Origin of the sequence: Rhodococcus sp. ACS1, assembly GCF_002300155.1 — a bacterium.
GTDB lineage: Bacteria > Actinomycetota > Actinomycetes > Mycobacteriales > Mycobacteriaceae > Rhodococcus_F > Rhodococcus_F koreensis.
On the sequence record NZ_NSDZ01000010.1, the window covers coordinates 545,667 to 563,779 of the forward strand.

Annotated in this window: 16 protein-coding genes; 8 read left to right on the forward strand and 8 right to left on the reverse strand. The window is 69.8% G+C overall.

All coding sequences use genetic code 11. From position 1 onward, the window contains the following. Window positions 1–237 carry a hypothetical protein gene (locus CJ179_RS40905; protein ID WP_072945318.1) on the reverse strand — a complete coding sequence of 79 codons (237 nt, stop codon included), beginning with the start codon at window positions 235–237 and terminating at the stop codon, window positions 1–3. A 170-nt stretch (window positions 238–407) separates the two neighbouring features. Here CJ179_RS40905 and CJ179_RS40910 point away from each other — a divergent pair, with 170 nt between their 5' ends. From CJ179_RS40910 to ilvA, 3 genes are read left to right on the forward strand one after another with little or no spacing between them, the layout of a single operon-like run. Beyond that, entirely contained in the window at window positions 408–842 is a 435-nt protein-coding gene (locus CJ179_RS40910) for a nitroreductase family deazaflavin-dependent oxidoreductase (protein WP_072945406.1), read from the forward strand. A gap of 53 nt (window positions 843–895) precedes the next feature. Further along, window positions 896–2,671, forward strand: a complete 1,776-nt coding sequence (locus CJ179_RS40915; protein WP_072945316.1) for a pyruvate dehydrogenase — start codon at window positions 896–898, stop codon at window positions 2,669–2,671. A gap of 43 nt (window positions 2,672–2,714) precedes the next feature. Next, on the forward strand, window positions 2,715–4,067 hold the full coding sequence (gene ilvA / locus CJ179_RS40920) for a threonine ammonia-lyase IlvA (protein WP_072945404.1): 1,353 nt from the start codon (window positions 2,715–2,717) through the stop codon (window positions 4,065–4,067). 4 nt (window positions 4,068–4,071) lie between these two features. Here the strand turns inward: ilvA and CJ179_RS40925 are convergent, their stop codons facing one another. Further along, window positions 4,072–4,596: a TetR/AcrR family transcriptional regulator gene (locus CJ179_RS40925; protein WP_072945313.1), complete on the reverse strand. Its 525-nt coding sequence runs from the start codon at window positions 4,594–4,596 to the stop codon at window positions 4,072–4,074. A gap of 124 nt (window positions 4,597–4,720) precedes the next feature. Here CJ179_RS40925 and CJ179_RS40930 point away from each other — a divergent pair, with 124 nt between their 5' ends. After that, on the forward strand, window positions 4,721–6,286 hold the full coding sequence (locus tag CJ179_RS40930; RefSeq protein WP_072945311.1) for an MFS transporter: 1,566 nt from the start codon (window positions 4,721–4,723) through the stop codon (window positions 6,284–6,286). Here CJ179_RS40930 and treZ read toward each other — a convergent pair. Both treZ and CJ179_RS51830 read right to left on the reverse strand, forming a co-directional pair. Further along, complete coding sequence (gene treZ / locus CJ179_RS40935) at window positions 6,253–7,986, reverse strand: malto-oligosyltrehalose trehalohydrolase (RefSeq protein ID WP_095865248.1); 1,734 nt, start codon at window positions 7,984–7,986, stop codon at window positions 6,253–6,255. The genes CJ179_RS40930 and treZ overlap by 34 nt on opposite strands. 40 nt (window positions 7,987–8,026) lie before the next feature. After that, window positions 8,027–8,176, reverse strand: a complete 150-nt coding sequence (locus CJ179_RS51830) for a hypothetical protein (RefSeq protein WP_005260252.1) — start codon at window positions 8,174–8,176, stop codon at window positions 8,027–8,029. Window positions 8,177–8,285: 109 nt separating this feature from the next. Between CJ179_RS51830 and CJ179_RS40940 the strand changes: the two genes are divergently transcribed. Beyond that, window positions 8,286–8,474 (forward strand): DUF1918 domain-containing protein, encoded by a 189-nt coding sequence (locus CJ179_RS40940; RefSeq protein ID WP_005247576.1) that lies wholly within the window; start codon window positions 8,286–8,288, stop codon window positions 8,472–8,474. A 91-nt stretch (window positions 8,475–8,565) separates the two neighbouring features. Continuing rightward, a complete protein-coding gene (locus CJ179_RS40945) occupies window positions 8,566–9,195 on the forward strand; it encodes a TetR/AcrR family transcriptional regulator (RefSeq protein ID WP_095865249.1) in 630 nt (209 codons plus the stop codon). A gap of 16 nt (window positions 9,196–9,211) precedes the next feature. Here CJ179_RS40945 and CJ179_RS40950 read toward each other — a convergent pair whose 3' ends face one another. From CJ179_RS40950 to CJ179_RS40965, 4 genes are read right to left on the reverse strand one after another with little or no spacing between them, the layout of a single operon-like run. Continuing rightward, the gene (locus tag CJ179_RS40950) at window positions 9,212–10,150 is read right to left on the reverse strand and encodes an NADP-dependent oxidoreductase (RefSeq protein WP_095865250.1); all 939 of its coding nucleotides are present in this window, start codon (window positions 10,148–10,150) and stop codon (window positions 9,212–9,214) included. Between the two features lie 29 nt (window positions 10,151–10,179). Continuing rightward, window positions 10,180–12,561: a malto-oligosyltrehalose synthase gene (gene treY / locus CJ179_RS40955; RefSeq protein ID WP_095865251.1), complete on the reverse strand. Its 2,382-nt coding sequence runs from the start codon at window positions 12,559–12,561 to the stop codon at window positions 10,180–10,182. A 13-nt stretch (window positions 12,562–12,574) separates the two neighbouring features. Further along, complete coding sequence (gene glgX / locus CJ179_RS40960) at window positions 12,575–14,848, reverse strand: glycogen debranching protein GlgX (RefSeq protein WP_072945298.1); 2,274 nt, start codon at window positions 14,846–14,848, stop codon at window positions 12,575–12,577. A 54-nt stretch (window positions 14,849–14,902) separates the two neighbouring features. After that, on the reverse strand, window positions 14,903–16,195 hold the full coding sequence (locus CJ179_RS40965; RefSeq protein WP_072945287.1) for an adenosylmethionine--8-amino-7-oxononanoate transaminase: 1,293 nt from the start codon (window positions 16,193–16,195) through the stop codon (window positions 14,903–14,905). A 65-nt stretch (window positions 16,196–16,260) separates the two neighbouring features. Between CJ179_RS40965 and CJ179_RS40970 the strand changes: the two genes are divergently transcribed. Beyond that, window positions 16,261–17,415: an 8-amino-7-oxononanoate synthase gene (locus CJ179_RS40970; RefSeq protein WP_095865252.1), complete on the forward strand. Its 1,155-nt coding sequence runs from the start codon at window positions 16,261–16,263 to the stop codon at window positions 17,413–17,415. Then, window positions 17,412–18,107, forward strand: a complete 696-nt coding sequence (gene bioD / locus CJ179_RS40975) for a dethiobiotin synthase (protein ID WP_072945282.1) — start codon at window positions 17,412–17,414, stop codon at window positions 18,105–18,107. Before CJ179_RS40970 ends, bioD begins: the two co-directional genes overlap by 4 nt. Window positions 18,108–18,113: the final 6 nt, after the last annotated feature.

The window sequence follows — 18,113 nt, forward strand, 5'->3', positions numbered from 1 at the left end:
CTACGAGCGCGGCGGGAAGAGCCGCCGCGCCCACCACACCACGACGGCGGCAGCGGCGGCCGTGAGAACGGCCGCCTGCAGCGTCTGGGTGACGACGAGGATCGTGACGAAGACCAGCAGCGCGACTGCCAGGGCCTCCAGCTTGTAGAGGGGCCACTCGGTGCCGGCCAGATCGACGGTCCGGGCGGGGGTGCTGCGGGGCACATCGCGGCGCACCCAAGCGTCGTGTGTCGTCATCGCAGGTCACCTCACTGGAGTGGGTCGGGGGAGCGGACGGCCCCGCGTGCGATCAGGGTACTCGGAATCCGGAGTTCGGCGCAACGAACAAACGGATGCGGTCCTTCGCATGCGCGCTGGTTCGGTGGAATCGGTGGCGGGCTCTCGCGGATCAGGTGTTGACTGGACGCATGCCACTCACAGGTGAATACGAACCCAGTCCGTCCAAGTGGGCAGCGGATCAGGCCGAGTTGATGGAATCCACCGACGGGGCCGAGGGCACGACGTTGGGCGGCAGGCCCGTCGTCCTGCTGACCACCCGGGGCGCGAAATCCGGCAAGATCCGCAAGACGCCGTTGATGCGTGTCGAGCACGACGGGACGTACGCGATCGTCGCCTCGCTCGGCGGCGCCCCCAAGAACCCGGTCTGGTACTACAACGTGAAGGCCGAACCGCACGTCGAACTCCGCGACGGCTCGGCGACCCGCGACATGGTGGCCCGTGAGGTCACGGGCGACGAGAAGGCCACGTGGTGGGAGCGGGCTGTCGCCGCGTTCCCCGACTACGCCGAGTACCAGACCAAGACCGATCGGGAGATCCCGGTGTTCGTGCTCGAACCCGCCTGAGTCTCGCCCCGCCGCTGTCGTTCGCCGTTCGACCGTCCCCGACCGGAGGCCCGATGAGAGCGAAAACCGTTGCCGATCAACTGGTACGTCAACTCCAGGACGCCGGCGTCCGGCGGATCTACGGAATCGTGGGCGACAGCCTCAATCCCGTCGTCGACGCCGTCCGGCGTTCGGGCGGGGCGGACAACGGCGGCATCGACTGGATCCACGTCCGGCACGAGGAGGCCGCCGCCTTCGCCGCGGCCGCGGAGGCGCAGGTCACCGGCAAACTGGCGGTCTGCGCCGGCTCGTGCGGGCCGGGCAATCTGCACCTGATCAACGGTCTCTACGACGCGGACCGGTCCGGGGCGCCGGTGCTCGCGATCGCGGCGCAGATCCCGAGCGAGCAGATCGGTCTCGGCTACTTCCAGGAGACCCACCCGGACCGGCTGTTCGTCGAGTGCTCCCGGTACACGGAGCTGATCGGAAGTCCCGCCCAGGCCCCGCGCGTCATGGCGTCCGCCATCGCGCATGCGACCGCGCTGTCCGGCGTCGCGGTGATCACCCTGCCAGGTGACATCGCGGACCGCCCCGCCGAGGGGCGGGCGCCGTCGGTGCCGCGCACGGCTGCGCCGTCGGTCGTGCCGGACCAGTCCGACGTGCAGGCACTCGCGGACGCCGTGAACGCGGCAGGGAAGGTCGCGATCTTCGCCGGGGAAGGGGTGCGCGCGGCACGCGAGGAGTTGCTGGGCCTTGCCGACGCGATCGGTGCGCCGATCGGTCACACCCTGCGCGGCAAGGAATGGATCCAGTACGACAACCCCTTCGACGTCGGGATGACGGGGCTGCTGGGGTACGGGGCGGCGCACGACGGGATGCACGGCGCCGATCTCCTGCTGCTCGTCGGAACGGACTTCCCGTACAACCAGTTCCTCCCCGACGGCGTCCGCACCGCGCAGATCGACCGGGCCGCACAGCGAATCGGCAGGAGAACGGACGTCGATCTGGCGGTGCACGGCGACGTGGAGAGCACGTTGCGTGCGCTCGTCCCGCTGATCCGGCGGAAGGACGACCGCCGATTCCTCGACGACATGCTCGAGAAGCACCGGATGCTGATGAACAAGGTGGTCGGCGCGTACACGAAACCGGCCAAGCAGCGCGTCCCGATCCATCCCGAGTACGCCGCGTCGATCCTCGACGACCTCGCTGCCGACGACGCGATCTTCACCACGGACACGGGAATGTCGAACGTGTGGACGGCGCGCTACCTGACGCCGAACGGCTCGCGGCGTTTCCTCTCCTCGGCCCTGCACGGATCGATGGCGAACGCCCTGCCGCACGCGATCGGCGCCCAGGTGTGCGCGCCCGGCAGGCAGGTGGTGTCCGTGTCGGGCGACGGCGGGCTGTCGATGCTGCTGGGGGAACTGGTGACGGTCGCGATGTACCGGCTCCCGGTCAAGGTCGTGGTGTTCAACAATTCCACTCTCGGCATGGTCAAGCTGGAGATGCTGGTGGACGGGCTGCCGGATTTCGGGGTCGACGTCGCGCCGGTCGACTATTCGGCGGTGGCGTCCGCGCTGGGCATCTTCGCCCGCCGGATCGAGGATCCGGCCGACATCGAATCGGGTCTGCGTCAGGCGTTCGATCACGACGGACCGGCCCTCGTCGATCTCGTCACCGACCCGTTGGCGCTGTCGCTGCCGCCGACCATCACGGGTGGGCAGCTCACCGGTTTCGCACTGGCGTTGTCGAAGATGGTGATGAACGGGGGTGTCGGCGAGGCCGTGAAAATGGCGAAGTCGAACGTCCGGAACGTGCCGCGACCGTCCCAGTTCGATCCGCGCGGCTGAACCCGACTGGTATCCCATGGCCGGAGAGTGGGAACATATCCGGGTGTCCACATCGCCCGATACCGCAGCCCAGAACATCACCTCGCCCCTGACGGTGGGCGATATCGACGCGGCTATCGAGCGAATTTCCCACGTGATCGACGCCACCCCACTGCAGTGGAGCGACCGCCTGTCGACCCTGACCGGCGCGAACGTCTACCTCAAGCGTGAAGACCTGCAGGTCGTGCGCTCCTACAAACTTCGCGGCGCCTACAATCTCATGGCCCAGCTCGACGCCGCCGAGCGTGCCGCCGGAGTCGTGACCGCCAGCGCAGGCAACCATGCGCAGGGCGTCGCGTTCGCCTGCCGCACAATGGAAATCACCGGCCGCATCTACGTCCCGTCGAGCACACCCAAGCAGAAGCGTGACCGCATCCGTGCGCACGGCGGCGAGTTCGTCGAGCTGATCCTGACGGGGGAGACGTACGACGCCGCCGCCGCTGCGGCCGCCGCCGACGTGCGGCGGACGGGCGCGACGATGGTTGCGCCGTTCGACGACGCCCGGACCGCGGCCGGTCAGGGCACCATCGCCGCCGAGATCCTCGCCCAGCTCGGCGCGGCCCCCGATTCCGTCCTGGTCCCGGTCGGCGGCGGCGGGTGCATCGCCGGCATCGCCACCTACCTGCATGCGCACGCACCGCGCACGGCCATCGTCGGCGTGGAGCCGACGGGAGCGGCGTCGATGACGGCGGCCCTGGTCGCCGGTGGTCCCGTGACGTTGACGGAGATCGACCCGTTCGTCGACGGCGCGTCGGTGAAGCGGGTCGGCGACCTGCCCTACGCCGTGGTCTCCGCCCTCGGCGCCGAGGTGGTGACGCACACGTCGCTGGGCCAGGCCGGCGGGGCGTCCACGATCCGGCTCGATCCGGAGACGTTCGTGATGACCAACCTCGACGAGGGCGCGCTGTGCACCGCGATGCTCGAGCTGTACCAGAACGAGGGCATCATCGCCGAGCCCGCGGGCGCCCTGTCGGTGGCGGCCCTCGGGAACATCACGTTCGAACCGGGTTCCACGGTGGTGTGCCTGATCTCCGGCGGCAACAACGACGTCTCGCGGTACGGCGAGATCCTGGAACGCTCGCTGGTGAATCTAGGCCTGAAGCATTACTTCCTCGTCGACTTCCCGCAGGAGCCGGGCGCGCTCCGCCGCTTCCTCGACGAGGTGCTCGGCCCCGAGGACGACATCACCTTGTTCGAGTACGTGAAGCGCAACAACCGGGAGACCGGCGCCGCCCTGGTGGGTATCGAACTCGGTAAGGCCGAGGGGCTCGGCGAGCTGCTCGAGCGGATGGAGCAGTCCCGGATGCAGGTGGAACGCCTGGAGCCGGGGAGCCCCGCCTACCGCTACCTCACCTGAGCCGCTACTTCTGCAGCAGCCGCGCGACGACCTTGGTGTACAGCTCGGGCTCGGGCATGGGGAGCCCGAGCAGAGCGGCCAGGTAGATGCCGTCGCCGACGAGGCGCACGATCTCGGCCTGCACGGGATCGTCGATCTCGCTCTGGAGACCTTCGTCCCAGCCGCGCATCACTTCGGTAACGGCCTTCTGGATCTCGTCGTGCTGACCGTCGACGCTCCGTAGCGCGGCGATGGTCGAACGATAGAGGGCGAGTTCCTCGGTGGTGCTCGCGTCGGGAACCTGGAGATACCACTCGGACAGCGAGGTGCCGCCGGACACGGCGTCGGCGAGCTGGGCGTCCGCCCGCTCGCCGAGCCGGCGCACCATCGCGGCGAGAAGCGCTTCCTTGCTGGGGAAGTGGTAGAGCAGTCCGCCCTTGGACACCCCGGCCTCCGCAGCGACGGCTTCGAGGGTCACCTGGGCTATACCCACGTCGAGCAGCAGCTTCTCGAGGGCGTCGAGTATTCGATCGCGCGTACCGGCAGCCATGGTGAGGGACTGTACCCGGGAAATAACTTTACCGTCCGGGCGGTTCACGGTAAGGTAACGAAACTGTACCGGCCGGACGGTTCATCACGCTGCCGGCCCCAATCGGAAAGTCGCAGGAAGATAAATGTCTGTCTCCACGGATCGCGGGATCAACGACGCCTACGGCGCGCCAGGTCAGTCCTCCGCATCACGCCGAGACTGGCTCGGATTGGTCGTCCTGGCCTTCGCCGTCCTCCTGATCGCCGTCGACGGCACGGTGCTCGACCTCGCACTGCCGTTCATCAGCGCCGACCTCGAGCCCAGCAGCACGCAGCTGCTGTGGATCATCGACGTCTATTCCTTCGTCCTCGCCGGACTGCTCATCACCATGGGCACGCTCGGCGACCGGATCGGGCGGCGCCGGCTACTGCTCCTCGGCGCCGCCGGATTCGGTATCGCCTCGCTGATCGCGGCATGGGCGCCGACACCCGAGATGCTGATCGCAGCCCGTGTGCTGCAGGGAATCTCGGGTGCCACCCTGATGCCCGCGACCCTCGGCCTGATCCGCACGATCTTCGTCGACCCGCGCCAGCGGACCCTCGCCATCGGCGTGTGGGGAGCGATGGCCGGTGGCGGCACCGCGGCGGGCCCGCTGATCGGCGGCTGGCTGCTCGAGCACTTCTGGTGGGGCTCGGTGTTCCTGATCAACATCCCCGTGATGCTGGTGCTGATCGCCGTGGGACCGATCGTGATTCCCGAGTCGAAGGACCCCGCGCCGGGACGGTTCGACCTGCTCAGCGCGGCGTTGTCGATGACGACGATGCTGCCGCTGGTGTACGCGGTCAAGGAGACCGTGGTGCACGGCGTCGACCCGGTGCTCCTCGGCGTCGGTCTCGTCGGTGTCGTGTCGGGTGTGGTGTTCGTGCGCAGGCAGAAGTCGATGAAGGACCCGATGATCGACATCGGACTGTTCGCGAAGCCCGCGTTCTCGACCGCCGTCCTCACCAACCTGCTGTCCATTTTCGCGCTCGCCGGTGTGCTGTTCTTCGGCTCGCAGTACCTGCAGTTGGTGCTCGGCAACACTGCGTTCGAATCGGGTGTGCTGATGCTGCCCGGGATGCTGATGAGCGCGGTCACCGCGCTCGCAGCGGCCTGGATGGTGCGCCGGTGGGCCACCTCGCACGTGCTCGGCGGCGGCCTCGCCGTCGCGGGTGTGGGTGCGGCACTGATGCTCACGCTCGGCGTGGACGGTGCCCCGACGATGTTCGTGGTCGGCTTCGGTCTCGCCGGAGCGGGTGTCGGTATCGCGTTGACGCTGACGTCCGACCTCGTGGTGAGCGCCGTCGAGCCCGAACGGGCCGGCGCCGCCTCCGCGGTGTCCGAGACCGCGTACGAACTCGGCATCGCGCTCGGTGTCGCCGTGCTCGGCAGCGTCGTCATGGCGATCTTCCGGAACGGCCTCGACACGTCGATGCTGCCGCAGGAACAGATCGAGCCCGCCCAGGGCACGCTCGGCGCCGCGGTCGCGGAGGCTCAGCATCTTCCCGAGGCGGCGCGGGCAGTGTTCCTGGAGTCCGCGCAGTCGGCGTTCGTCGACGGCATGCACGTCGCCGCGGGCGCGACGGCCGTGATCCTGTTCACGACCGCGATCCTCGTCCTGCGGATGCTGCGCGACCGTCAGGGTGAGCTGTCGAGCACCACGAACGAGTGACCCGGTAGCACCGTCGCCGACCCGGTCCCGTCCTGCGTCGGCGGCTCCCACCACAGCACGGGGGAGCCGCCGACCGGGACGGTCACCGGTTCGGCACCCAGGTTGCAGGCGAGGCGAAGTGCGCCGCGGTGCACCACGATCCACTGCTGCGCCTCGTCGTAGTCGACGGACAGGTTCTCGAGCCACGGATCCGTCAGCTCGGCGCGCTCCCGCCGTAGCCGCAGCAGCGAGCGATAGCAGTCCAGCAGCCGGGCATGCGGCTGCCGGACCGGTTCGTCCCAGTCGAGCTTGGACCGCTCGAACGTCTCCAGGTCCTGCGGGTCGGGAACGTCGTCCGTGCTCCAGCCGTGCTCCGCGAACTCGGCCTTGCGTCCCTCCGCCGTCGCCCGCGCGAGGTCCGGCTCCGGGTGCGAGGTGAAGAACTGGAACGGGGTGCTCGCCCCCCACTCCTCGCCCATGAACAGCATCGGCGTGAACGGCGAGCAGAGCACGAGCGCCGCCTTCACGGCGAGCTGCCCGGAATCGAGATACGTGCCGGGCCGGTCGCCGGTCGCCCGGTTGCCGATCTGATCGTGCGTGCACGTGTACGTGACCAGCGAACTGGCAGGGGTCCGCCGCGTGTCCAGCGGCCTGCCGTGCGTGCGACCCCGGAACGTCGAGAACGTGCCCGCATGGAACCAGCCCTGGCGCAGGGTGTCCGCGAGGCAGGCCATCGAACCGAAATCTCCGTAATAGCCCTGCCTCTCGCCCGACACCGCAGCGTGGATGGCGTGATGCACGTCGTCGTCCCACTGGGCGTCGAGGCCGCAGCCGCCTGCCGACCGCGACGTGATCAGGCGCGGATCGTTGAGGTCGCTCTCGGCGATGAGCGTCAGCGGTCGCCTCAGGTGCGCGGACAACCGGCGGGTCTCGATGGCCAGATCCTCGAGAAGATGGGTGGCGGTGTGGTCGACGAGCGCGTGGACGGCGTCGAGTCGGAGCGCGTCGATGTGGAACTCGCGGAACCACCGCAGCGCGTTGCCGATGATGTAGCGGCGCACCTCGCCGCTGTCCGGTCCGTCCAGGTTGATGCTGCGGCCCCAGGTGTTGGCGCCCTGCGCCAGGTACGGGCCGTACCGGTCGAGGTAGTTCCCCGACGGTCCGAGGTGGTTGTAGACGGCGTCGAGGACCACGCCGAGACCGCGGGCGTGGCACGCGTCGACGAGGGTCTGCAGCCCGTCCGGTCCACCGTAGCCCTCGTGCACCGTGTACCAGAGGACGCCATCGTATCCCCAGTTGTGGGTTCCGTTGAACCCGTTGACGGGCATCAGTTCCACGAAATCCACGCCGACGCCGACGAGATGGTCGAGCCGGTCGACCGCGGCGGCGAAGGTGCCCTCCGGAGTGAACGTGCCCACGTGCAATTCGTAGACGACGGAGCCGGCGAGTTGCCGCCCGGTCCACTGCGAGTCGGTCCAGAGGCTCTCGTCGAGGGTGTGGAGCTGGGACGCGCTGTGCACGCCGTCGGGCTGGCGCGGCGACCGGGGATCGGGGAGCGGGGTGTCACTGCCGTCGAGAAGGAACGCGTACCGGGAGTCCGGTGACGCGTCGACGTCGGCCCGCCACCACCCGTCCGGTGACGGGGTCATCTCGTGGCGCCTGCCGTCGACCTCCACGGAAACCGATGTCGGGATCGGGGCCCATACCTCGAATGTGTGCACCCGATCAGCATGCCTCGGCCGGGCGGGCCGCGCAGGACAGTCAGCTCTCGGGCGTGCCGGAGTCCTCGACCTCCTCGATGATCTCGGCGCCGAGAACCGACAACCGGTGTTCCTCGGCGTCCTGCACGGTGCCGAAGTCCTGCTCCTCGAGCACGTTACGGTCCTTGTCGAGGTATCGATACGTAGCCATGTCCCCACGATGGCACACGGCGGCAGAGATGGCGGCGAGTCGGCCCTTTCGCCCCGCATCCGGAAGTAGCAAGCTGAGAGTACGGACTCGAACGTCGCGAGGAGCAGTCATGCACGTAGCAGTGGGAGACCGGTTGCACGTTCAAGGCCGGGTGGTCGGAGTGCACGAGACGACCGCCGAGGTCGTGGAGGTACACGGCGAGAACGGCGAACCGCCCTATCTCGTCCGATACGACGACGGCCACGAGGCCCTCGTGTTTCCCGGATCCGATGCCTGGGTGGAACACCCGAAGTCATAGGCATCGGGCGTTTCGCCCGGTCCAGGCGCGGCGGATCGCCGTGCCTCATTGGTTGCACGGTCGATGAATCGAATGCGTCTATCGTGAGACGGTGCCCGACTCCGCCAAGAGGCCCTACTCTTCGCCGCTGCGTGCGGAATCGGCGCGCCGGACCCGCCTCCTCGTCCGGGATGCCGCGGCCCGGTTGTTCACCGAACGCGGATACGTCAGCACCACGGTGCGAAACGTGGCCGAAGCAGCCGGGGTGTCGACCCGCACGGTGTTCACCGCGTTTCCGGGCGGCAAGGCGGAACTGTTCCACCAGGCACTGCACGCGGCGATTCAGGGCGAGACCGACGCCGCGCGTGGTGCCCGCACACCCCGGGACGGCGACCCGGTGGAGCGGATCCTCGAACAGATGGTGGGCTACAGCACCGACGTCCTGGAGCGGGCCGGAACCCTGATGGCGACGTCGATCGAATCCTCGGGGGCGGACGAGGACATGCGGCGGTTCGCCGACGAGGGCGCGCGGGCGTCCGCCGAGAATGCGATGACCCTCGCCGAGGGACTCGCCGCCCACGAACTGCTGCGCCCCGAGATCTCCGTCCAGCGGGCCGCCGACGTGCTGTTCACGGTCGTGTCGCCGCAGGTGTATTCGATGCTGCGCGTGCAGTGCGGGTGGGATGTCGACGAGTACCGGAACTGGGTGAAGGCGACGATCCGGGCCGGCCTGCTCTACTGAGGGCCGACATCCCCGCCTACGGCAACAGGATGAATTTGCCCGCCGCGTGCGGCTTCCGGAGATCGGCGTGAGCGCGCGCCGCCTCCGACAGCGCGTACGTGCGCGCGACCCGCACCCGCACGTCACCGTTGCCGGCGAGGTCGACGAGGGCGGCTCGGAAACGTTTACGCAGTTCCATGCCTTCCGGCCCCAGCGCCCCCACGATCCGGAACCCGGCCTCGCCCGCCCGTGTCCCCGGAACGGTGGTCACCAACCGCGACCGGTCCCGCACCAGGTCCACGGACACGTCGACGGCCTCGTCGCTGCCCGCGGTATCGATGACGGCGTCCACCCCGTCCGGTGCCAGGACACGGATCCGGTCGCTCAGGCCGTCCCCGTACGACACCGGGGTCGCGCCGAGCGACCGCACGTAGTCGTGGTTGCCGGGGCGGGCAGTGCCGATGATCGTGGCGCCGCGGGCCCGGGCCAACTGCACGACGAACGACCCCACGCCGCCTGCCGCGCCGTGCACGAGCAGCAGGTCGCCGGTGCCGACGTTCGCCGTGTCGAGGGTGTCGACCGCGGTGGCACCCACCGCGAGAAGTCCGGCGGCCTCGTTCCACGGCAACGACGCCGGTTTCGGGACCACCGAATCACCGGACACCACAAGCCGGTCCGCGTACGCCTCCGACAACGGGTACGCGATCACCTCGTCGCCCACCGCGATCGGGCCCCTCGGCCCCGTGGCGGTGTCACCCACCTCCGCGACGACGCCCGCCGCCTCGCTGCCCAGCCGCATCGGCAGGACCGCGGGATCGGCGCCGAACGCGCCGCTGTACAGCTTGTAGTCGATCGGGTTGACCCCGATCGCGCGGACCTCGATCACCACCTCACCCGGTGCCGGACCCGCCGGTTCCGCATCGACCAACGCGAGGACCTCCGGCCCTCCGTACGCCCGGGCAACCACACGTCGCATACACAGGCCAGTACCCCTGTGAGTACTTCTTAACCGCGGGCGGTTAAGAAGTACTCACGGGCCAGCAGCACCACGGGGTAGCGGGCGAACAGGGTGGACGTGTCGACGCGGCCGCCGGGGTGCGTCGCGGAGGTGAGCAGGTCGGTCCAGGTTCCGTCCGGGAGGGTCACCGCGGTGTCGGCCCAGCCGTCCTGTTGCAGCCCCACGCTGTGCCGGGTGGCCAGGGCCGCGACGTCCGGCGCCGATCCCTGGGGCCCGCGGGTGAAACCGATCAGGTGCTCGGCCGCGGTCCCCGATGCGAAGACCGGCGCGTACGTGCCGCCCACGAAGCTCCCCGGACGGTCCCGGCGCAGGCGCAGGGCCGTCCGTACGACGTGCATCTTCGCCGCGCCGGTGGCGTCGACCGGAGGGGTGCCCAGCCCCGCGAGCGCGGTCCGCCGCACGTCGTAGTCCACGGGGCGGCGATTGTCGGGGTCGACGAGCGAGTCCTCCCACAGTTCGGTGCCCTGGTACACGTCCGGGATCCCGGGCCCGCACAGCTGGAGGAGCTTCTGGCCGAGCGCATCGGACCAGGCGTGCGGCGCCAGTTGCGTGCACAGCGATCCGAGGGCCTTGCCGACGGTGCCGTCGATCACCGTGTCCAGCCAGCGGTGGAGGTCGCGTTCGAAGTCCTCGTTCACGTCGTTCCACGACGTCCGGGTCCCGGCTTCCCGGACGGCCTTCTCCGCGTACGCGTGGACGCGGTCACGGAAGTCGGGCACCTCGCCCGCGGCCCGGCCGTCGACCGGCCACACCCCGAACAGGTTCTGCCACAGGAACAGTCCGGTGGCGGGATCGGGGCTGGGGGCAATGCGCTCCCACTGGTCGACGCATTCGGCCCACAGGTCCGGCACCTGCGACAGGATGCCGATCCGGGCGCGGACGTCCTCGCCGCGTTTGGTGTCGTGCGTCGAGAGCGTCGTCATCGCCTGCGGCCACCGGGTGGCGCGCTCGGCCGCGGCGAGGTGGAATTCGGCGGGGGAGACGCCGACGTTCGCGGGGTTGCCGCCCACCTCCTGCAGCGACACCAGCCGGGCCGTGCGGTAGAACAGGCAGTCCTCCACGGATTTCGCCATCACCGCGCCGCAGACCTGCTGGAAGCGGGTGGCCGCCTCACCGCCGGCGATCAGGGCGGCGGCGAGGGCGGACAGCGCCGCGGACCGCCCCGGTTCGCGCCGCGCGGCGTCACCGATCACGCGGGTCGCGAGCCCGGCGAGCGGGCTGTAGTCGGACCGGTACACGGGCATCGCCGCGACGACGTCCACCACGGCGTCGCGCAGGTCAGGATCTGCGCAATCGGTGCCGGTCTCCGCGCGGATCGCGCGGACGAGGCGCCGGATCTCCGGGGCGAGGCCGGTGCTCGCGACGTCGCGTTTGATCGCGGTTTCGTGCCCGTGGATCCACGTCGCGTCACCCCGGTCGCCCGTGCGGGACGCCGACAGGGCGGTCAGCGCGGGAGCTCCCGACGGGTCGACGAACACGCCGCCGAGTTCGGCCAGTGCGTCGTAGCCGGTGGTGCCCTCGATCGGCAGGTGATCGTCCAGGGGTTCGGAGTGGCCGAGGATCTTCTCGATCACGAGCCAGCGGTCCGCGCCGATCACGCCGCGCAGCCGGTCGAGGTATTCGGCCGGATCGGACAACCCGTCGGGGTGGTCGATGCGCACGCCGTCGATCAACTCGTCCGCCACCCAGCTCCGCAGTTCGCGGTGCGAGGCCTCGAACACGCGGGGATCTTCCTGACGGATCCCGGCCAGTTCGCTGACCGCGAAGAATCGGCGGTACCCGATGAGCCCGGAGTTCCACGGAACCAGGCGGTACGCCTGCGCGTCGTGCACCGACTCCGGCTCGGTCGCGTCCGTGCCGGGGGCGATGGGGAACCGGTGCTCGTAGAACGCGAGCAGCGGCTCCGGTCCCGAGCGGTCGACGGTCAGCGACTCGAGGTCGGCGTCCGACCCGAGGACGGGCAGCGCGAGCCGTCCGCCCGCGCCGTTGTCTTCGCTCCAGTCGATGTCGAAGAAGTCGGCGTACCCGGAGCCGCGACCGTGCGTGAGAACGTCCCACCACCAGGCGTTCTCACGCGGATTCGCGACCCCCACATGGTTGGGGACCAAGTCGACGACGATGCCCATGCCGCGGCCGCGCAACTCCCGTGACAGCGCGGCCAGCGCCTCCCGGCCACCGAGGGCGGGGGACACGCGGGTCACGTCGGTGACGTCGTAACCGTGGGTCGAACCGGTGGTGGCCGTCAGGATCGGCGACAGGTAGACGTGCGAGATCCCGAGGTCGTCCAGATAGTCGGCGACGGCGGCGGCGTCCGCCAGGGTGAAGCAGTCTCCGCGCAGTTGCAGCCGGTAGGTCGCCGTGATCCCCATCGTCGTCCCCGGCTCAGGCGGTCCGGCGCAGCACGACCAGCGACCGGGCCTCGACCTGCAGCGAATTCCCGGCCTTGATCACCGCGTCCTTCGCCCCCGTCGGCACGGCGGTGTCGAGCACGACCGCCCACTCGTCGGCGTAATCGGAGTTCGGCGTGGAGAACTCGATCTCCTCGTCGTGCGCGTTGAAACACAGCAGGAACGAGTCGCCGACCACCCGCTCGCCGCGGTGGTTGGGTTCGGGGATGCCCTCGCCGTTGAGGAACACCGCAAGGGACTTCCCGAAACCACTGTCCCAGTCCTCGGGGGTCATCTCCTCACCGGACGGGGTGAGCCAGGCGATGTCACGGGTCTGGTCGCCGCTGCGGATGGGGGTGCCCTCGAAGAACCGGCGGCGGCGGAACACCGGATTCTTCATCCGCAGCGCGATGACCCGTTTGGTGAACTCGACGAGGTCGGCGTTGGTGTCCCCCAGCGACCAGTCCATCCACGACAGTTCCGAGTCCTGGCAGTACACGTTGTTGTTGCCCTGCTGGGTGCGGCCCATCTCATCACCGTGCGCGAGCATCGGCGTCCCCTGGCTGAGCAGGAGGGTGGCCAGGATGTTGCGGGTCTGCCGCCCCCGCAGATCGAGGATCTCCGGATCGTCCGTGGGTCCCTCGACGCCGCAGTTCCAGGACCGGTTGTGGCTCTCGCCGTCGTTGTTGTCCTCGCCGTTGGCCTCGTTGTGCTTCTCGTTGTACGACACCAGGTCGTGCAGGGTGAACCCGTCGTGGGCGATGACGAAGTTGATGCTCGCGCCGGGGCGGCGGCCGGTCGCCTCGTACAGGTCGGAGGAGCCGGTGAGCCGGGACGCGAATTCGCCGAGCGTCGCCGGTTCGCCCCGCCAGTAGTCGCGGACGGTGTCCCGGTACTTGCCGTTCCACTCCGTCCACAGTCCGGGGAAGTTGCCCACCTGGTAGCCGCCCTCGCCGATGTCCCAGGGTTCGGCGATGAGCTTGACCTGGCTGACGATCGGATCCTGCTGGACGAGGTCGAAGAACGCGGAGAGCCGGTCGACGTCGTGCAGTTCGCGGGCGAGCGTGGACGCGAGGTCGAAGCGGAAGCCGTCGACGTGCATCTCGGTGACCCAGTACCGCAGCGAGTCCATGATCAGCTGCAGGGTGTGCGGGTGCCGGGCGTTGAGGCTGTTCCCGGTGCCCGTGTAGTCCATGTAGTGCTCGGCGTCGCCGTCGACGAGCCGGTAGTAGGCGGCGTTGTCGATGCCGCGGAACGAGATGGTCGGACCGAGATGGTTGCCCTCGGCGGTGTGGTTGTAGACGACGTCGAGGATGACCTCGATGCCCGCCTCGTGGAACGAGCGGACCATCGCCTTGAACTCCGACACCGCGGCGCCCGGCTTCTCCGCCGACGAATACCCGGTGTGCGGGGCCAGGAAGCCGAACGTGTTGTAGCCCCAGTAGTTCCGCAACCCCTTGTCGAGCAGGGTCTGATCGTGCATGAACTGGTGCACCGGCATCAGTTCGATCGCGGTGACGCCGAGGTCGACGAGGTGGTCGATGATCACCGGATGCGCGAGGCCCGCATACGTGCCGCGAAGTTCTTCCGGCACACCGGGATGCGTCGCCGTCATGCCCTTGACGTGGGCCTCGTAGATCACGGTGTCGTGGTACGGGTGTTTCGGTGCGCGGTCGGCGGCCCAGTCGAAGAACGGGTTGATCACGACCGTCGTCATCGTGTGGCCGAGCGAATCGTGTCCGGGCAGTCCCGGCGCCGAGTCGGCCTCGGCTTCCGCTGCGCGTGCGTCCTCGGCGTCCTCCGCCTCGATGTCGTCGTCGGTGTCGACGATCAGCGGGTCGTCCCCGGATTCCTCGTCCCCGGCGTCCGCGAGGGCGTCCTCCGCGGACGCGTCGATGTCGTAGGAGAACAGGGACCGGTCGCCGTCGAATTCGCCGTCGAACGCCTTGCCGTAGGGGTCGAGGAGAAGCTTGCTGGGGTCGCAGCGGTGCCCGGCCGAGGGGTTCCAGGGGCCGTGGATCCGGTACCCGTACCGCTGCCCGGGCACGACGGTCGGCAGGTATGCATGCCACACGTAGCCGTCGACCTCGTCGAGGCGCACCCGCGTCTCCGTGCCGTCCTTCGCGATCAGGCACAGATCGACCGCCTCGGCGACCTCGGAAAACAAGGAGAAGTTCGTCCCGGCCCCGTCGTAGGTGGCGCCCAGCGGGTAGGCGCTGCCGGGCCACACGGGAATGGGCGTGGTGCCGGTCGACTCGCTCGCTTCCATATCGAGAACACTAGCCCGCGTTCGCGTCGCTCTCAGCCCGACGAGAGCGCACCGTCAGCCCCGGGTGGAGGTCCGTGCGGCAGCAAGCATTCCGGTTGTGATCTTCCGCACGTCCTCGCTGGTGCACACGTACGGCGGCATCGCGTAGATCAGGTTGCGGAAGGGCCGCAACCAGGTCCCCGCCGCCACCGCGGCGTCGGTTGCGGCCCGCATGTCGACGGGCTCGGAGAGTTCGATCACTCCGATCGCGCCGAGCACCCGGACGTCCCGGACGCCGGGCAGTTCCCAGGCAGGCGCGAGACCCGATTCGAGCCCCCGGCGCACGTCCTCGACCTCGCCGCGCCAGTCGCGCGACAGCAGGAGTTCGATCGACGCCACCGCGACGGCGCAGGCCAGCGGGTTCGCCATGAACGTGGGGCCGTGCATCAGCCCGCCTGCGTCGCCGGCGCTGATGGTCTCGGCGACGTCGGTGGAGCAGAGCGTCGCGGCGAGGGTCAGGTATCCGCCGGTGAGGGCCTTGCCGACGCACATGATGTCGGGGCGGGTCCCGGCGTGGTCCGCGGCGAACAGTTCGCCGGTGCGGCCGAAGCCCGTGGCGATCTCGTCGAACACCAGCAGGAGCCCGTGCTCGTCGCAGATGCGGCGCAGCTCCGAGAGGTACCGGGGGTCGTGGAAACGCATGCCTCCGGCGCCCTGCACCACCGGCTCCACGATGACGGCCGCCAGTTCGCCGGTGTGCGCGGCCACCAGGCGCTCGAACTCTGCGACGTACCGCGGGTCGAACTCGCGCGGCGGCGGTCCCGCGAAGACCTGCCGCGCGAGAACGTCCGTCCACAGGGAATGCATGCCGCCGTCCGGGTCGCAGACGCTCATCGGCGCGAACGTGTCGCCGTGATAGCCGCCGCGCCAGGTCAGCAGCCGATGCCGCTCCGGCCTGCCGCGACTGCGCCAGTACTGCAGGCACATCTTGACGGCGACTTCGACGGACACCGAACCGGAATCGGCGAGGAACACCTTGTCGAGTCCGTCCGGGGTGATCTCCACGAGCAGCTGGGCGAGCCGCGCGGCCGGTTCGTGGGTCAGCCCGCCGAACATCACGTGGCTCATCCGGCCGAGCTGCGCGGTCGCCGCCGCGTCGAGGACGGGATGCCGGTAGCCGTGGACCGCCGCCCACCACGAACTCATGCCGTCGACGAGTTCGCGTCCGTCGGCGAGTGTGAGGCGGGTGCCGCTCGCCTCGGCCACCACGAGCGGGGTGGTCGACGCGGGAAAGGCGCCGTACGGATGCCAGAGCAGGGAGGCATCGAGGGAGGTGATGTCGTCGGCGGACAGGCTCGGGGAGGTCACGGTCTCGACCCTAGCCATCGGAGGAAAAACGGGTCCACCCGGGTTGAACACCGTTCAAGTCGCGTATGGTGCCGAGTGTGAGTACCGACCACACCTTCACCACCTGGCTCGACGACGTCGAGGAGCGGCGGCGCGCTGCGGGACTGCGCCGCGAGCTGCGTCCACGCACGCCGGGCAGCGCGCTCATCGATCTGGCGTCCAACGACTACCTCGGGCTCGTACGGCACCCCGAGGTGCTGCACGGCGCGATGACCGCGCTGCGGCGGTGGGGCGCCGGGGCCACCGGCTCGCGACTGGTCACCGGTTCGACCACCGAGCACGAACTGCTCGAAACGGAACTGGCCGAGTTCGTCGGCGCCGACGCCGGGCTGGTGTTCTCCTCCGGATACACCGCCAATCTCGGCGCCGTCACCGCGCTGTCCGGCGCCGGAACGCTGATCGTCTCCGACGCGGGCAGCCACGCGTCGCTGGTCGACGCGTGCCGGCTGTCCCGGGCCAGGGTGGCCGTCGCACCGCACGCCGATCTCGACTTCGTCCGCAGCGCACTGGCCACCCGGCCGGAAGAGCGGGCGCTGGTCGTCACGGATTCGGTGTTCAGCGCGGACGGTGATCTCGCGCCCCTCGTCGACCTGCACCGCGTGTGCCGCGAGTACGGCGCGTTTCTCGTGGTGGACGAGGCCCACGGTGTCGGAGTCCGTGGCGCAGGGGGCCGCGGACTCGTGCACGAGGTGGGGCTCGCGGGCGAACCCGACATCGTCGTCACGGCCACGCTGTCGAAGTCGTTGGCCAGCCAGGGCGGTGTGGTGCTGGCATCGGAGAAGGTCCGCGCACATCTCGTCGACGCCGCGCGCACGTTCATCTTCGACACCGGACTGGCCCCGGCCGCCGTCGGTGCGGCCCGGGCCGCCCTCGCCGTTCTGCGGCGTGAACCGCACCGCGCCGACTCCGTCCTGAACCGCGCCCGGGATCTCGCGCGGTTCACCGGTGCCGCGGCACCCGAGTCGGCGGTGGTCTCGGTGATCCTCGGGGACCCGCAACGCGCCTTCGACGCTGCGGCCGCCTGCCGCGAGCAGGGGCTGCACGTCGGCTGCTTCCGGCCCCCGTCGGTGCCCGAGGGCACGTCGCGGCTGCGGCTCACCGCCCGCGCGACGCTCGATCAGGACGAACTGGCCCGGATCGAGTCCGTGCTCACCGACGTCCTGGCGGGGGCGTCGGCATGAGCATCCTCATGGTCACCGGAACGTCGACGGACGTCGGCAAGACGGTGGTGACGGCGGCGCTCGCGGCGGCCGCGCGCGAGGCGGGGCTGTCCGTCGCGGTGTGCAAGCCCGCGCAGACCGGGGTCGCGCCGGGAGAACCGGGCGATCTGGCGGAGGTGACCCGCCTGTCCGGTGTCACTGCGGTGGTGGAACTTGCCCGCTATCCGGAGCCACTGGCCCCCGACACCGCCGCCCGGCGCAGCGGCCTGCCGATGCTGCGGTGCGGCGACGTCGTCGAGTCGGTCCGCGCCCTCGCCGACCGGCACGATCTGGTCCTCGTCGAGGGTGCGGGCGGGTTGCTGGTGCGGATGGGCGCCGAGGGCTTCACGCTCGTCGATCTCGCGCTCACGCTCGGCGCACCGGCCGTCGTGGTCGCGGCGGCCGGACTCGGCACGCTCAACCACACCGAACTCACGACCCGGGCTCTGGCGGCGGCAGGGATCGCCTGCGCGGGCACGGTGATCGGGTCGTGGCCGGACGAGCCCGGACTCGCCGAGCGGTGCAATCTGGACGACCTGCCCGCGGTGACGGGCGTCGAACTGGCCGGCTCGATCCCGGCGGGCAGCGGCCGTCTCGACCCGGCGTCGTTCGCCGCGTCCGCGTCCACATGGTTCGACGGTACGTGGCTGAAGGCGACGATCACGGCTCGCTGAGCGGGA

What these genes read in the sequence shown, in the direction of transcription:
- CJ179_RS40905 (WP_072945318.1), bottom strand. Translation starts at nt 237, where the DNA reads ATGACGACACACGACGCTTGGGTGCGCCGCGATGTGCCCCGCAGCACC.
- CJ179_RS40910 (WP_072945406.1), top strand. Translation starts at nt 408, where the DNA reads ATGCCACTCACAGGTGAATACGAACCCAGTCCGTCCAAGTGGGCAGCG.
- treY (WP_095865251.1), bottom strand. Translation starts at nt 12,561, where the DNA reads ATGGGGATCACGGCGACCTACCGGCTGCAACTGCGCGGAGACTGCTTC.
- glgX (WP_072945298.1), bottom strand. Translation starts at nt 14,848, where the DNA reads ATGGAAGCGAGCGAGTCGACCGGCACCACGCCCATTCCCGTGTGGCCC.
- CJ179_RS40970 (WP_095865252.1), top strand. Translation starts at nt 16,261, where the DNA reads ATGGTGCCGAGTGTGAGTACCGACCACACCTTCACCACCTGGCTCGAC.
- bioD (WP_072945282.1), top strand. Translation starts at nt 17,412, where the DNA reads ATGAGCATCCTCATGGTCACCGGAACGTCGACGGACGTCGGCAAGACG.
- CJ179_RS40930 (WP_072945311.1), top strand. Translation starts at nt 4,721, where the DNA reads ATGTCTGTCTCCACGGATCGCGGGATCAACGACGCCTACGGCGCGCCA.
- CJ179_RS40940 (WP_005247576.1), top strand. Translation starts at nt 8,286, where the DNA reads ATGCACGTAGCAGTGGGAGACCGGTTGCACGTTCAAGGCCGGGTGGTC.
- CJ179_RS51830 (WP_005260252.1), bottom strand. Translation starts at nt 8,176, where the DNA reads ATGGCTACGTATCGATACCTCGACAAGGACCGTAACGTGCTCGAGGAG.
- CJ179_RS40950 (WP_095865250.1), bottom strand. Translation starts at nt 10,150, where the DNA reads ATGCGACGTGTGGTTGCCCGGGCGTACGGAGGGCCGGAGGTCCTCGCG.
- CJ179_RS40925 (WP_072945313.1), bottom strand. Translation starts at nt 4,596, where the DNA reads ATGGCTGCCGGTACGCGCGATCGAATACTCGACGCCCTCGAGAAGCTG.
- CJ179_RS40915 (WP_072945316.1), top strand. Translation starts at nt 896, where the DNA reads ATGAGAGCGAAAACCGTTGCCGATCAACTGGTACGTCAACTCCAGGAC.